Here is a 12,570-nt window from a genome sequence, read left to right as displayed (position 1 = left end):
AACCCCAACCCGGAACCCCGCCATGACCGCTGCCCTCCTCGAACCCACCCCCACCGAAACCGCCACCTTCCCCATCGACCTGGGCAGCTTCAAGAAGCTCCCGCTCGACCCTTCGGTGACCACCCTCACCGACGAGCAGCGTGAGGCGCTCCAACACAACATCCAGCTCTGCCGCGACGCCATCGTGTTCTTCACCGCCATCGGCGACGCCAAGGGCCTGGGCGGCCACACCGGCGGGCCCTACGACACCGTGCCCGAAGTCATGATCGCCTACAGCTTCATGCAAGGCCCCGCTGGCGACTCGATCGTGCCGATCTTCTTCGACGAGGCCGGCCACCGCGTCGCAACCCAATACCTCATGGCCGTGCTCGAAGGCAACCTCGAAACCAACAAGCTCTTCCACTACCGCGAATACCTCAGCCACCTGCCCGGCCACCCCGAACGTGACTTCACCCCCGGCGTGAAGTTCAGCTCCGGCCGCCTCGGCCACATGTGGCCCATGGTCAACGGCGTCGCCCTGGCCAACCCCGGCAAGACCGTGCTCATGCTCGGCAGCGACGGCAGCCAGATGGAAGGCAACGACGCCGAGGCCGCCCGGCTCTGCGTCGCCGAAGACCTCAACGTCAAACTCCTGATCGACGACAACGACGTCACCATCGCCGGCCACCCCTCGAAGTACCTCAAGGGCTACGACGTCACCCAGACCCTCGCGGGCCACGGCCTCAAGACCGACGTCGGCGACGGCGAAGACCTCGACTCGCTCTACGCCCGCATGGCCGCCGCGTTCAACACCGCCGGCCCCGTCGCCCTGATCAACAAGCGCAAGATGGCCGTCGGCATCGAACCCCTCGAAGGCTCGCCCCACGGCCACGACGTCATCAAAGCCTCCTACGCCGTTGACTACCTCGAAGCCCGCGGCCTGACCGACGCCGCCGAGTACCTCAAGAACGTCACCAAGGGCCCCAAAGCTCCCGAGTTCAAAGGCTCGACCGGTGCCGGCAAAAACCGCTCGCTGTTCGGCAAGGTCTTCAACGAGATCGTCGGCGCAATGTCCAAAGAAGAACGCGAAGCCTCGGTCAAAGTCTTCGACAGCGACCTCGAAGGCTCCTGCGGCCTCGACGTCATCCGGGCCGAGTTCCCCGAGATCTTCATCCGCGGCGGCATCATGGAACGCGGCAACTACTCCGCCGCCGCCGGCTTCGGTTTCGAGAAGGGCAAGCAAGGCGTCTTCGCGACCTTCTCCGCCTTCCTCGAGATGTGCGTCAGCGAAATCACCATGGCCCGACTGAACAAATCGAACGTGCTCGCCCACTTCAGCCACGCAGGCTGCGACGACATGGCCGACAACACCTGCCACTTCGGCATCAACAACATGTTCGCCGCCAACGGCCTGCCCGACGAAGGCCACGACACCACCCGCCTCTACTTCCCCAGCGACCAGCACCAGTTCGCCAAATGCCTCAAGTCGATCTTCACCGACGAAGGCCTCCGCTTCATCTTCAGCACCCGCTCGGCCGTGCCCGACCTGCTCGATGACAACGGCAACCTGGTCTTCGGCGATGACTACACCTTCGACGCCGGCAAGGACACCGTCGTCCGCGAAGGCACCGCCGGCTACATCGTCTCCTTCGGCGAAACCACTTATCGCGCCCTCGACGCCGTGATCGGCCTCAAGGAAGCCGGCACCGACGTCGGCCTCATCGCCAAGACCTGCCTCAACATCTACGACGAAGCCATGATGGCCAAGCTCGCCGCCGCCCCCGCCGTGATGGTCGCCGAGTCGTTCAACGTCACCACCGGCCTCGGCAGCAAGTTCGGCAGCGAACTACTCAAGCGCGGCTTCGCCGGCAAGTACACCCACATCGGCACCAACAAAGAAGGCTCCGGCGGCCTCTGGCGCCAAATGCCCTACCAAGGCCTCGGCCCCGAAGGCATCGCCGAAGGCTTCAAATCGCTGATCGGGTAGAACCTGCACCCAACCAAACTCAAGCCCGTGCATGCTCAAAACCATGCGCGGGCTTTTTCTTTAAGGTTGACTTAATCTGGTATCCACGACCTACCGCGGAGTCCGTAAAGCGTGTCGACCAAAAACCCCACCAATCCCGACCTTGCCGCGTCCCACCGACGGATACTGTGGCGCACAGTCGGGCTCGCGGCCTTGGCCACGCCGATTGTCATACTGCTCTTAGTGGTACTCATATTCCACGGCTGCGGGTTTATGTCCGGCAAGTACCACAGCGCCGAAACCTCCGCCGCGCCCAACCCCACGCCCACCACGGTTGTGGCCGAGATACAGACCGAGCCCCACACCTGCGGCCTCCACTCGCTCCGATCGCTGTACCGCGCCTACGGCCTTGATCCCGACAGGTACGACCTACGCTTCCGACTGGGAGTCGATGCCAAAGCCAACCCGTTCGATGACGAATCCACTGGGACCCTGCAACCCGACCTCTACCGCGTCCTCGATCAAGACGGCTTCGGGGTTCAACCTCTATCACTCGATGATCCGCAGAGCCAGGTGATGCTGAATGATCACCTTCGCGATGAACACCTAGCCGTCGCCCTGGTGTACCGAAGCACCTATCACTGGGTGGTCCTCGACAACGGAGCCGAAGAAGACCACCTCACAATCATTGATTCGCTTTCGGCCGAGCCGTACTCTGAAAACACGCACACCTTCCTCCACGACTATGCGTTGAGCGTAACCCTGATTCAACCCGCTGCCCCCGATCACAGCGCCGGGCTACCGGCTACCCACCAATCGGGTGCAAGCGAAATGCTCAGTACCTTAAAACGTCACAACCAACTCACCAATGAATAATTCCGGTCAGTAATCACTTATTCTTGATGTCATGGCCGTTGTTCACACATGTCCAAGCTGCGGATTGATCCAAACCCTGCCGGGTTACCCGGCGGGCAAGGCGAAGTGTCGGCGTTGTGATTACACGCTGCGGCACCGCTCGCCGGCGGGGCCGATCGAGGCGATGTTCTGGGTGTTGCTGCTGCTGGGTTGCATGCTTGTGGCGACGCAAGACCTGTTCATGTCGTTCACGTTTGCGAGCGGGCAGAACCGCATCGCGATCATCCACCCGCCGATCGACACGATCCGGCTGGGCGGCACGGCCGTGGGCATGGCGGTGCTGTTTTGCACGGTGGTCGGGCCGATCTTGTGGGGGCTGGGGATGCTGTATGTCTGCGGCGGGTTGGCGGCCCGCATGCCCGGGCCCGGCACGGCCGGTATTTTGCGCAGCATGCACAAGCTCCGGCCGTGGGTGATGCTCGAGGTATTCCTGCTGGGCGTGCTGGTCACGGCGGGCAAGCTCGGGCACGAAGGGCACCTCGACTACGGCCGAGGCTTCCACCTGTTTCTCGCGGCGCTCGCAGTGTGGATCATCATCGCCCGCCGGGTGAAGCCGCACCGGTTTTGGGAGCTGTTGCAACCCAGCGTCGACTGCCCGCACAGCGAGCGGGCCGAGGTCGCACCGGAGGGCACGGACCCCTGCATGACCGCCGACACCGTGGTGGGGTGTCAGACCTGCGGGCTGGCGCAGCGGATCCCGCGCTGCATGGCCGACCACGAGCTGAGCTGCCAGCGGTGCGGGGCGGAGATCAATGAAGACGAACACAAGGCGCTGGTGCGCAGCGTCGTGCTGGTGGGGCTGGCGGCGGTGTTGTTGTTGCCGGCCAACCTAGTGCCGATCATGCGGATCGCCGAGCTCGGCCCGCCCGAGCCCGCGACGGTGTGGGAGGGGATCAAGGTCTTGTACTTCGGCGGGTCGCCGGCGTTGGCGGCGCTGGTATTTGTCGCCAGCCTGTGTGTGCCGATCGCCAAGGTGTTTGTGATCATCGCGATGCTGTTGTGTCGCCACCCGCGCCGGGCAAGCACGGCCCGCTGCATGACGAAACTGCACCGCTTTGTCGCGACGATCGGGCGGTGGTCCATGGTGGACATGTTCGTGGTGGCACTGCTCATCGGGCTGGTGCGGCTGGGTTCGTTGGCGTCGGTTGATCCCAAGCCGGGGGCGATCGCGTTCCTGGCGGTGGTGGTGATCACGATCGCCGCGGCCGAGGAGATCAACCCGCGCGTGTTTTGGTCGCGCACGAAGGACTCGACATGAACCCCTGGTCAATGACCCGGGGCGGCCGCGGCAACCCAAAACACCGCGGCGGCCCCCGGTGACTCACCGGGGGCTAAAGTGAAAAACAATCAAACTGGATACAACATGAACGAAACAAACCCCACCCCACCCCCCGCATCGAGCCTGCCCGCCGCGGTGCCGGTGCGTCGCCGCCGTCTGCCGTTTGCCTGGCTGCTGCCGGTCCTCGGGCTCGCGGTGGTGGGCTACTTCGCCTACTGGGCGTACACGCAGAACGAGCCCAACGTCACGCTCCGCCTGGAAGACGCCTCGGGGATCAAGGCGTTCCAGACGCCCGTGCGTTGCCGCGGCGTCGAGGTGGGCACGGTGACCAACGTCGCGCTCAGCCCCAACGGCAACGGCGCCACCGTGTCGATCAGGCTCAACGAATCCGGGCTGCCGCTGGCCACGCCCGACTCGGACTGGTGGGTCCTCCGCCCCGAGTTCAGCCTGACCGACGTGAGCGGTGTCGAGTCGTTGCTCGCCGGGCCGAGCATCGAGTACCGCCCGGGCGAAGAGGTGCCGCGTCGCAACAAGTCGTTCACCGCGCTCTCCGGCCCGCCGTCCGATGCAGGCATGACCGGCGGGCTGCGCCTGTTCATCACCTCCGACCAACGCGACGCCATCGAGCCCGGCACGTCCGTCCGGTTCCGCGGTATCCCCATCGGCCGGGTCGTCAGCATGCGCCTGCCCACCCACGGCCAATCGGTCGTCTTCATCGCCGAGATCGACCTGCCGTTCGCCCACCTCATCCGCGAGAAGAGCGTGTTCTGGCACCGCAAGCGGGCGGTCGCCAACCTCAACTCGGTGTCCCTCGGCCTCGGCGGCTACCAGATCGACTTCCCCCGACTCAACTCGGCGCTCGACATCAGCATCGACGTCGCCACCCCGGACAACCCCGGCGAAGAGGTCACGGCCGACTCCATCTTCCAGATGCAACACGCACCCCCCGAAGACTTCGAGACCTGGGCCCCGAATCTCATCCCTGTCGAAGAGCCCGCGCCCACGCCCGAGCAAGACGAACAAGCCGACGCCGATCCGGACACGCCCGCTGACCCGAAGCCCGATCCCCTTGGGGACATCTTCAACTTCATCAACCCGTTTGATTGAGTGGGGAACTGGGCAGTGGGCAATGGGGTGTGGGGAAAGCCTCTCCCCATCGCACACTTACCTTTGCTTTCCCACTGCCTACTTCCCCAACCGCTTGAACATCACCAGCGCATCCACCTCACCCACCCGTGGATGATCGAACGCTCCGGGTAACCTCCCCACGATTTCAAATCCCAGCTTCTCCCACAACCGCACCGCCCCCGCATTCGTCGATACCACCAGGTTGAATTGCATCGCCCGGAACCCCATCGCCACCGCCTGTGCCTGCGAGTGTTCGCACATCAGTGTCGCCACACCCCGGCCGCGTGCCTCGGCCCCCACGATGTACCCGCAGTTGCACACATGCGCCCCCGGCCCCTGCTGGTTCGCCTTAAGGTAATACGTCCCCAGCAACGCGCCCGCCTGGTCCCCCGCAACGAACGTCGCCTCGGGCAACTCGGTCCAAGCCCGCTTCATCGTCAACTCAGTCGCGTCCCGCGAGTACGCATACGTCTCCCCGCCTCGCACCACCGGTTCGATGATCCGCCACATGCCGGGCCAATCGTTCTCCGACCAACCCCGTACCTTAATCGACATGGTGCTACCACTCCAGCGACGCGTGGCGTCGCAGCTACTTCTTCAATCACCAAATCGCCCAATCAAAGCAACGCCCCAAGCACCGGCTCCAACACCTCGCGGCGCCAACCCGTGCCGATGCGCAGCCCCGTCGGCGGAGCTTTGCCTTTTTCTTCCGCGCGGACCAGTGCCGTGAGCTCCCGCTTGGTGAACACCATCGACGGGGCGATCGACAACGCATCGCAGTGAGCCTGGGCCGCCTCCCACAACTCGTCGAGGCGGGCTTGGGCGGTGTCGCTCAGCGGTTTGTACCCCCGCTTGCGCTTGGGCAAAGGCCCGGCCAACGCCGCCGCCGTCAGGTCCACCAGCGTCTGCGCGTACGCCTCTTTCACAGGCCAGGGCATACCTTTAAACGACGCCACCTCGCTCGCCGACGTCACCGGCGTCTTGGCCAGGTCCACCAGGATTTGATCTTCCAGGAGCATCCGCATCGGCAGGTTACGCTCTTCCGCCACCTCGGCCCGCCAGAGCAATAGCGCGTTGACGATCGCCTGTTCCTTGCGGTTCAGCGTCCCGCCGCCCTTGGCCTTGAGCTTCATCTCCAACGGCTCGACCCGGTAGATCGACGGGTCCGAAAACTGCTGGCACTCCGTCCGCGCCTTGTCGGCGTGCCCCATCTCGTCCAACCGCTTGCCAATGCGGTGGCGGACCAGGTGCAGGTACCGCACGTCGTTCGCGGCGTATTGCTTCTGATGCGGCGTCAACGGCCGGCGGTCCCACTGGCTGAACTTGCTGCTCTTGCCCAGGTCCGCCTCCGCCACCGCCAGGCAGAGCTTGGCCTGCGACATCGGGTACGGCTGCCCGGCAAACGCCGCGGCGATCTGCGTATCGAACACGTTGGCCGGCGGCTTACCCGTCAGCCGCTGCACCGGCTCCATGTCTTGCAGCCCCGCATGCACGATCTTCTCCACCGCCGGCTCAGCCAATAACTCCCAGAAAGGAAGTAGATCAATTCCGGGGGCCAACGCGTCGATCAGCGTGATCTTCTCCGGCGTCGACACCTGCACCACGCAGAACCGCGAGTAAAACGTCTCTTCCCCGATGAACTCGGTGTCGTAACCAAAGCGGCCCGCGTCCCGCAGTTCGTCGATCAACTTGAGCAGCGCGTCTTGGGTTTCGACCACGCCCAGCTCGCCATCGGGCACCAGATCGTGTTCGACCACCGGCGGCGGGGCGGCCTGCTCCGCGTGCGCCTCGGCGTCCGCACGCTGGCGGTGCGGGCTGCGGTAGTTCGGCCAGCCGCCGTTGGTTTTCAGGTTGCGTTTGCCGGGCATGGGTGCTTCCGGGGGGTCGTTCCATCGACTCCGGTCCCGCCGTAACCGAATGATAGGTCTCGTGAATGCACCCCATTTTACACCTCCCGGGATTGTCTGCAGTCCCCCCACTTTAGCCCCGGGTCAATGACCCGGGGCCGCAGCGGCGCAGAACCAATTTCGAGATACCCTCTCTTACATGCTGCGGTACCTCCCGATCTGTATTTTCACCTTGGCCTTAATCGGCTGCTCGCCCCATCTATCTCTCTACCAACGCATGACCGCCGCCGCCGCACCGCCCCACGGGGTGCAACAAACCCAACTGGCCTACATCGGCGACATCACGACCGATGCCGGCAACTACCACATTGCCACCCAACGCCTGATCCTCTCCGGCATGCCTGCACCGCGTGGCCTTGCCTACCGATTGCTGATCTTCAACGATGACCTCCAACTCGTCGCCTCACACGACTACCACTCCAACGAGGCCGAGCCCCTCTGGTGTGAAGGCTCAAGGGTCTACCTCTTCGGGGCCGGGCGTCTCGCCGATCTTGGGGCTGCCACCGGTAACGCCATCGATTTCCGCCAAGGCCCGAACCATCCCATCTTGATTCACGAAGAACGCTACGGTAGCTCTGGCGGAACCGAAGCCGCGGCAACCCCGGGTCAATGACCCGGAGCTAAAGTTCGACAGCCGCCATGCCTTCGGGGTGTCGGGGCGTAGCCCTGACCGCCCGCCGCGCAGGCGACCGCCTTGCCACGCCTTCCCCCAACCCCCGCTTCCCACCCACTCGCTGACGCAGCGTGCTCGGACATCTAAATCCCCCCACCCCCTTAAACGCCTAAACTGCTGACATGAGCACTGCACCCACCCAGAACAAAACCCTCCACATCGGCCACTCCCCCGACCCCGACGACGCCTTCATGTGGTACCCCTTGGCCAACTTCACCGCACCCGACGGCACCACCCTCACCCCCAAGATCGACACCAAGGGCTACGACTTCGTCCACGTGCTCGAGGACATCCAGTCGCTCAACGTCCGCTCCGAAAAAGGCGAACTCGAGATCACCGCCTTTTCCGTCCACGAATATCCCTACGTGGCCGACAAATACGCAATGACCTCCTGCGGCAGCTCCATGGGCGACAACTACGGCCCGATGATCGTCTGCCCCCCCGACAAGTTCAAAACCATCGAAGACCTCAAGAGCGCCAAGCTCGCCATCCCCGGCGAGCGCACCACCGCCTGGCTGTCCTGCCAACTCCTCCTCGCCGAGCACGGCCTGTCGGCCGACGACCTCGACTGGCAGCCCGTCATGTTCGACGAGATCCTCCAAAAAGTGGAAAGCGGCGAGTTCGACGCGGGCCTCATCATCCACGAAGGCCAAATCACCTTCCAGAACAACGGCCTGGAAAAACTCGTCGACCTCGGCACCTGGTGGACCCAGTCCCGCAACCTCCCTTTGCCCCTGGGCGCCAACGCCATCCGCCGCGACCTCGTCGAGTCCGGCGAAGCCCGAACCATCTGCCGCATCCTCCTCGACAGCATCGAGTACGCCCTCGAACACCGCGAAGCCTCGGTGAACTTCGCCCTGAATTATGCCCGTGACATGGGTGCGGACTTGGCCGACAAATTCGTCGGCATGTACGTCAACGACTGGACCCTCGACTACGGCGAACGTGGCCGACAAGCCGTGCGCCAACTCATCCAAGAAGGCATCGCCGCCGGCCTGCTGCCGGATTGTGGCGAGATCGACTTCATCGAGCCCGCGTAACGGAACGAGCCCCTAAAAATTGCACGAGAAGCGATTGGCTTGTCCCCCTCTCCCGGAGGAAGGGGGGCAAAACCAGCCTTCTCGCACACGTTCTAAATCGCCATTATTCCTACATTTGGTTTCCGGCCTGGTTATAACCTGCAACGGACAAGGCGGAGGGGTGAGGTTGTGCGGCTTGCAAGGGTTGGGCGGATATGCTTATGATGTTGCTTTCAGGTTGAGGGCGGTTCAGCACTCACTCCGGGGTCACGGAAGACCGATAGAAATTCGCCCATCTTTACATCGATGGTCGATAAGCAGGATCGTCCCAAGGGATTGACGATTTGTATCATTTGCCGCATGGCGCTATAGTTTTCGGTTAAGGCATAGGGGCGGTCGAAGATGCCAACCCTTGCCATCGAAAGTAGATTGAGCTCGTGAACACAGACCACCATCCGATTGACCCGGCACTACTTCGGCTCACGCCTTACAACAAAGTGAGCCGACTCGTCGAACTCGTCAACGAATCTGAAGAAGGCCGTGAGGACCAACATTCCTGCGACCGTTGCGGCGAGATCATCCACGAAACCTTGCACGGCAAAGAACACATGCGGGCGGTGGAGGTCGATCAAAAACACCTCTGCCGATCATGCATGCAGATGCGCACCGCCGAGATTTCAGCTCTCGTGGGAAACAATTACGAGCTCCACGACGACGCGGCCATTTTCCAGACAAACCCCGCGAATTAGACCGGTTGTTCATACGGGCTCCGGAAGCCGACCGCAGGCCAAGTTGAATCTCTCGACAACCCCTTGGAATTTGTTAAATTACCCCACCTCATTTTGATCTGGGGTTTTTTGATATCTGATCCTTCACCACCAAGATACGACGCATGGCTTCAACTCCGGGAACCACCGCAGTCCTGCCCAATGACTCACAGGACACGCCACCCAACAACCAAGACCGCCAGATGATGCTGACCCAGTTCCTAGGGCAAGAACAGGTACGGGCGCTCCTGTTAGATATGTGTACCCGCTTCGGCCCCGAACTCTGGCCGAAGGGGTACGAAGACGAGACGTACCGTCCGGTCATCGTGTTGGTAGGCGAGTCGGGCCACCAGCTTTATGAAGCATTGGTCGGCTGGATCAACGAATACAACGCCGACACCGACCGCCCCCGCTGGCCGTGGGCCCTTTACAACGCTTCGTATATCTACTGCACCACGAGCCGGAATAAAGCGGAGAGCGGATACCGCTACTGGATGCTGGACAAAGATGAGTACGGCAAAGATCGGGCCAGAGAACTGAGTTCGGAGGATCTCGCCAAGGCTGTCGCCACTCGATCGGTCCTGGTCTTCGATGGCCCGATCCACCATGGCACCACGATGCGCAAGATCATCCGCCACCTCGAAACAGCGAAACCCGACCAGCTCTACAGCTACGCCCTATTCACCAAGCGCAACGCCCAATTCGTACCCACCGCTTACGGGCTCTCGATCCCCGAGACCCACAGGCTGTATTACAGCCTCAACAAAATCCCTCAGCATTTCCTGGGATTCAACTGCAAACTCGAGCGTCGCGACAACCACACCCCTTCCGATGAAGCACCCTTCGAGGACGGGACGTTTCACCAGAACATCCAACCCCTCGTCGGCAGGCGGGGCATCCACCTGGAGGCCCTTGGCAAAGACACAGCCACCGGGCTCGACGACCCCGAGGGGCAGCACGGCCACTGGCAACGCCGACTCGAAGCGATGCGCATCGACCATGAAGCCGGTGGGGAAGCCCGCCACCTCGTGGTTCGGTATCGGGGCAAGACTTTGGCGTGTATGACTCTCCGCCCATTGAAGTTGAGTTGCCTGTCCGAGCACCGCGTCTTGGCCATCACCCGCCACATCATCTGCCCCACCACCCTCGGCACACCAAACGAGGCATTGGGTACGGAAGAAAAACAAACCCTCTACGCCGACTTGGTCTACACCCTTTAAAACTACACATACGCCTACGCCAGAGAGCAAGGCTTCCACGACATCGTGATCTTCAACCGCAACGAACAGGGGCGCGACGCCTACCGCGAACAAGGGTGGAAGCTGCTGGACGCCGATGCCGACGCCGACACAGACGCACCCATCGCCGTAAACCACAAAGGCGAGGAAGTCCGTCTCAACGACGCCGGCGTACTGCACCGCGACTACGGACTGAACCTCGACACGTTGCGCGATGTCGATACCCCCGCCTTCGCCGACCTTGCCAGCCAAACGCCCGGCAGGGCGGACGCCCCCCAAGTACTCTTCCGGCCGGTGATGCGCTTTCGCCGCCACGCCTAGCCCCCGCCAAAGGCGGGGGGGTAACGAAAAATAACGGCCAACCGGGGACACCCGGCATCCCGGCGATCTCACCCCTCACTCCTTCACCAACTCGATCCAGTCAAAGTCCAACACCGCCCCCTTACCCTTCGCGTTCACGCACGTCAGCGTGAACTCCGCGTAGCCCTTCTCCGCAAACGCCTTCGTGCCCAGTTCCCATTCGACATAACCCGTCGATTTGTCGGCACGGATGGGCTTGCCCTGCTTCTCGCCATCGATCGTCAGACGCCACGCACCGGTTGCGTCGTCCTCGGCAAACGTCCGCAGCTTCACCGCGTACTCGCCCGGCTCGTTCACGTACACGCGGTACGTTACGAAGTCGCCTTTCTTCGCGTTGCTCGCCCGCTGCCGCCAGCCGTTTGAGGCCTCGGTATCGCGTTCGTCCATGAAATCGGGGCCGACTAGACTCGTGAACTGGATCAGTCTTTCGCATTCTTTCCGATCGCTCTCCCGCAGCGACGCCGGCTCGTGGTAACGCACCCAATCGAACTTCTGGATGCCGCTGTCTTCGGGGTCCTTGATCGTCACGCACGACAGGATGATGTTCATCGGGTCGCGTCGGTAGTCGTCGGGGATATCGACGGTCACGACGTGTCGGCCGTTCTCGAAGAAGATCGCCTGGTCTTCGGTGAGTTCCATGCCCCAGACGTACCAGCCCAGCGACTGGTCCGACGCGATGGTCATGTTGTGCTTGGTCTTTGGGTCTTTGGGCGGGAGCTTGCGGTGTTCCCCGCCCGTCAGCCAGTCGTGCACGCGGATGCTCTGCGCGACGGGCCACTGCGGCTCGCATTCCATGATGTCGATCTCCGCCCGGTTGTGGAAGCGAAGCAGGTTGTTGTCGTCATCCGCGTTGACGACTTCCAGCCAGTACGCGGGGTGCCAGTAGTGGGCGTCGAGCATCTTCGAGCGGGCTTCGTAGTAGCCGAGCGAGAACCGCCAATCGCTGATCACGCCGGCCCCGACGTAGTTGAACGTGTCGCGTTCACCGTTGTAGTACGGGTAGGTTTCGCGGTTGATGCGGAAGTCGCCGGACTGTACGACGAGGTTGAGGTGGCCGTGGTCGAGGATGACGTTGTCGCGTGACATGACGGTGCGTCCGCGGTCGATGCCGTTGCGGTAGAACCACTTGTCGTGGTCGAGCTGGTGGCCGTTGAAATCGTCTTCCCACGCGAGCTCGTAGCCGTCGGGGGCGAAACTCTCTTCGGGGTCGCCGGTGTGGGGCTGGGCGAAGAGCGGGGCGGCGGCGGTGAAGGCGACGCCGGCGATGAGGGAAAGGATGTAATGAGACCATCGATTCTGGGGTTGGGTGTACATTTTGAGATCACTCGTTGAGTTAGGG

Annotated in this window: 12 protein-coding genes; 9 read left to right on the top strand and 3 right to left on the bottom strand. The window is 62.7% G+C overall.

What is annotated here, in order from left to right; translation table 11 throughout:
• Positions 1-22 precede the first annotated feature (22 nt).
• From HNQ40_RS08005 to HNQ40_RS07990, 4 genes are all read left to right on the top strand, one after another.
• Positions 23-1,966, top strand: a complete 1,944-nt coding sequence (locus HNQ40_RS08005) for a transketolase (RefSeq protein WP_184677356.1) — start codon at positions 23-25, stop codon at positions 1,964-1,966.
• Between the two features lie 111 nt (positions 1,967-2,077).
• Complete coding sequence (locus HNQ40_RS08000) at positions 2,078-2,821, top strand: hypothetical protein (protein WP_184677355.1); 744 nt, start codon at positions 2,078-2,080, stop codon at positions 2,819-2,821.
• Between the two features lie 64 nt (positions 2,822-2,885).
• Complete coding sequence (locus HNQ40_RS07995) at positions 2,886-4,118, top strand: paraquat-inducible protein A (protein ID WP_184677354.1); 1,233 nt, start codon at positions 2,886-2,888, stop codon at positions 4,116-4,118.
• Positions 4,119-4,223: 105 nt separating this feature from the next.
• Positions 4,224-5,246: an MlaD family protein gene (locus HNQ40_RS07990; RefSeq protein ID WP_184677353.1), complete on the top strand. Its 1,023-nt coding sequence runs from the start codon at positions 4,224-4,226 to the stop codon at positions 5,244-5,246.
• Positions 5,247-5,324: 78 nt separating this feature from the next.
• On the opposite strand, the gene HNQ40_RS07985 is transcribed toward HNQ40_RS07990, so the two are convergent.
• Both HNQ40_RS07985 and HNQ40_RS07980 read right to left on the bottom strand, forming a co-directional pair.
• Positions 5,325-5,822: a GNAT family N-acetyltransferase gene (locus tag HNQ40_RS07985; RefSeq protein ID WP_184677352.1), complete on the bottom strand. Its 498-nt coding sequence runs from the start codon at positions 5,820-5,822 to the stop codon at positions 5,325-5,327.
• Positions 5,823-5,884: 62 nt separating this feature from the next.
• Positions 5,885-7,135, bottom strand: a complete 1,251-nt coding sequence (locus HNQ40_RS07980) for a ribonuclease D (protein WP_184677351.1) — start codon at positions 7,133-7,135, stop codon at positions 5,885-5,887.
• A gap of 178 nt (positions 7,136-7,313) precedes the next feature.
• On the opposite strand from HNQ40_RS07980, the gene HNQ40_RS07975 reads away from it, so the two are divergent.
• From HNQ40_RS07975 to HNQ40_RS07955, 5 genes are all read left to right on the top strand, one after another.
• Entirely contained in the window at positions 7,314-7,787 is a 474-nt protein-coding gene (locus HNQ40_RS07975) for a hypothetical protein (RefSeq protein ID WP_184677350.1), read from the top strand.
• 182 nt (positions 7,788-7,969) lie between these two features.
• Entirely contained in the window at positions 7,970-8,887 is a 918-nt protein-coding gene (locus HNQ40_RS07970) for a menaquinone biosynthesis family protein (RefSeq protein ID WP_184677349.1), read from the top strand.
• Between the two features lie 416 nt (positions 8,888-9,303).
• Positions 9,304-9,615 (top strand): hypothetical protein, encoded by a 312-nt coding sequence (locus HNQ40_RS07965; protein ID WP_184677348.1) that lies wholly within the window; start codon positions 9,304-9,306, stop codon positions 9,613-9,615.
• 143 nt (positions 9,616-9,758) lie between these two features.
• A complete protein-coding gene (locus tag HNQ40_RS07960; protein WP_184677347.1) occupies positions 9,759-10,853 on the top strand; it encodes a hypothetical protein in 1,095 nt (364 codons plus the stop codon).
• 45 nt (positions 10,854-10,898) lie between these two features.
• On the top strand, positions 10,899-11,192 hold the full coding sequence (locus tag HNQ40_RS07955; RefSeq protein ID WP_184677346.1) for a hypothetical protein: 294 nt from the start codon (positions 10,899-10,901) through the stop codon (positions 11,190-11,192).
• A gap of 75 nt (positions 11,193-11,267) precedes the next feature.
• Here HNQ40_RS07955 and HNQ40_RS07950 read toward each other — a convergent pair whose 3' ends face one another.
• Positions 11,268-12,545 carry a glycoside hydrolase family 16 protein gene (locus tag HNQ40_RS07950; protein WP_184677345.1) on the bottom strand — a complete coding sequence of 426 codons (1,278 nt, stop codon included), beginning with the start codon at positions 12,543-12,545 and terminating at the stop codon, positions 11,268-11,270.
• Positions 12,546-12,570 lie beyond the last annotated feature (25 nt).

Source organism: Algisphaera agarilytica, assembly GCF_014207595.1.
Taxonomy (GTDB): domain Bacteria; phylum Planctomycetota; class Phycisphaerae; order Phycisphaerales; family Phycisphaeraceae; genus Algisphaera; species Algisphaera agarilytica.
Note: the sequence above shows the minus strand (reverse complement) of the source record. Positions and strands in the feature narration are given on the sequence as shown.